Source organism: Cellulomonas triticagri, assembly GCF_003696205.1.
Taxonomy (GTDB): domain Bacteria; phylum Actinomycetota; class Actinomycetes; order Actinomycetales; family Cellulomonadaceae; genus Cellulomonas; species Cellulomonas triticagri.
The window spans coordinates 1-2,023 of record NZ_RFFI01000232.1; the positions used below are offsets into that span (position 1 = coordinate 1).

Below are 2,023 nucleotides of genomic sequence, written 5' to 3' on the forward strand. Positions count from 1 at the left end.
GCGCACGTTCGACGCCCGCGGCCACCGCCGCCTGGCGGTCGCGCACCACCGGCTGCGGGGGCTGCGGATGCCCCGCACCGGGGACGTCCTCGGGGCGCTGGTCCCGGCGGTCCTGGAGCAGCGCGTGGTGACCCTGGACGCGCACGCCGCGTGGCGGTGGCTGCTGCTGCGCCACGGCGCGGTCCCGCCCGGCCCGGCCCCGACGGGCATGCGGGTGCCGCCGGACGCGCTGGGCTGGCGGCGGGTGCCGGTGTGGGACTGGCGGCGGGCCGGGGTCGACGACCAGCGCGCGTCGGCGGTGCTGCGCGCGGCGGCCGTGGCCGGGCGGCTGCAGGAGGTGGCCGGGCAGCCCGTCGAGCTGCGGCGGCGGCTCGCGACGATCCCGGGCATCGGGGTGTGGACGGTCGCCGAGACCACCCGGCGGGTGCTCGGCGACGCGGACGCCGTGTCCGTCGGGGACCTGCACCTGCCCCGCCTGGTCGGCACGGCCGTCGCGGACCGCCGCGTCGAGCAGCACGAGGTGCTCGAGGTGCTCGCCCCGTGGGCGCCGCACCGGGCCCGGGTGGTGCGGCTGCTGGAGCTCACGGAGCGGGCGTCGACCCCGGCGACCCGTCCGCGCCCCCGGCGCGCGCCGCGCCTGGCCTGAGCACGCGGGCGCCCCGTCACCTGCGGCCGGATCCTGACCGGAATACCGCCGTCAGCCCCCGCGCTGCACAATGGATCCCGACTCAGCAGCCGCACCGCCCGAGGAGTGCCGTGAACCAGCCCCGCATGAACGTCGAGTCGTTCAACCTCGACCACCGCACCGTCGCCGCGCCGTACATCCGGCTCGCCGACAAGAAGGTGCTGCCCGCGGGCGACGTCATCAGCAAGTTCGACGTGCGCTTCACGCAGCCGAACAAGGCCCACCTCGAGATGCCGGTCGTGCACTCGCTGGAGCACCTGTTCGCGGAGAAGTCCCGCAACCACAGCGACCGCGTCATCGACTTCTCGCCGATGGGCTGCCAGACCGGGTTCTACCTGATCCTGCAGGGCGAGTGGGCCGACGACGACGTGCAGGCGCTCGTCGCGCAGACGCTGGAGGACATCACCGGCGCCGACGAGGTCCCGGCGGCCAACGAGGTCCAGTGCGGCTGGGGTGCCAACCACACGCTGGAGGGCGCGCAGGGCGCCGCGCGGGAGTTCCTCGCGCACCGCGCCGAGTGGAGCCAGGTGACCGCGTGAGCGCCCTCGCGGGGGTGGACGTCGTCGTCTCGGTGGCGATGCCGGACGAGGCGCAGCCGTTCCTGGACCGCGCGGACGCGGTCGGGGACGCCACGACCGTGGGCGGCGCCGAGCACCACGTGCTCACGGTCGCGGGCCGCGAGGTGCTGCTGGTCCGCAGCGGCATCGGCCTCGCGAACGCCTCCTCGGCGGCGTCGGCGGCGCTCGTCCTGGTGTCCGCCGCGCGCGGCGGCACCGCCCCGGCGGCGCTGATCAGCGCGGGCAGCGCGGGCGGCGTCCAGGCGGGCGTGCACGTCGGCGACGTGGTCGTCGGGACGGAGCACGTCTACACGAACGCCGACGCGCGGGCCTTCGGGTACGCGCTGGGGCAGGTCCCGGGCATGCCCGCGACGTACCACGGCGACACCGCCCTGCGCGGCGCGGCGCTCGGCGCGGACGCCGGGGACCTCACCGTGCGCCCGGGCCTGATGCTGTCGAGCGACACGTTCGTGGACGCCGGTCTCGTCGGCCCGGTGCGGGAGCAGTTCCCGGGCGGGCTGTCGACGGACATGGAGACGACCGCGCTCGCGCAGGTCGCGCACGTGTACGGCGTGCCGTTCCTGGCCGTGCGCGGCATCTCGGACCTGTGCGGTCCGGCGGGTGCGGACGACTTCCTCACCCACGTGGACGACGCCGCCGACCGGTCGGCGCGCGTGGTCCTGGCCCTGCTGCCCAAGGTCGGCTGAGCCGCGGGCGCGCGGCCGCTCAGTCGGTCGCGCGCCGCCCGCCGGTGCGACGGTCGGCCGGGCGCCGGTCCGCC

General features: G+C 76.9%; 3 protein-coding genes. All 3 read left to right on the forward strand.

The features are described from left to right. Positions 1 to 646: DNA-3-methyladenine glycosylase family protein (locus EBM89_RS21650; protein ID WP_369408679.1), on the forward strand; the 646-nt coding region annotated here is incomplete at its 5' end. Between the two features lie 125 nt (positions 647 to 771). Beyond that, positions 772 to 1,224, forward strand: coding sequence for an S-ribosylhomocysteine lyase (locus tag EBM89_RS20405; RefSeq protein ID WP_122151387.1), 453 nt, complete (start codon positions 772 to 774; stop codon positions 1,222 to 1,224). Beyond that, the gene (mtnN, locus tag EBM89_RS20410; protein ID WP_233571889.1) at positions 1,221 to 1,949 is read left to right on the forward strand and encodes a 5'-methylthioadenosine/S-adenosylhomocysteine nucleosidase; all 729 of its coding nucleotides are present in this window, start codon (positions 1,221 to 1,223) and stop codon (positions 1,947 to 1,949) included. Before EBM89_RS20405 ends, mtnN begins: the two co-directional genes overlap by 4 nt. The last annotated feature ends 74 nt before the right edge of the window (positions 1,950 to 2,023 follow it).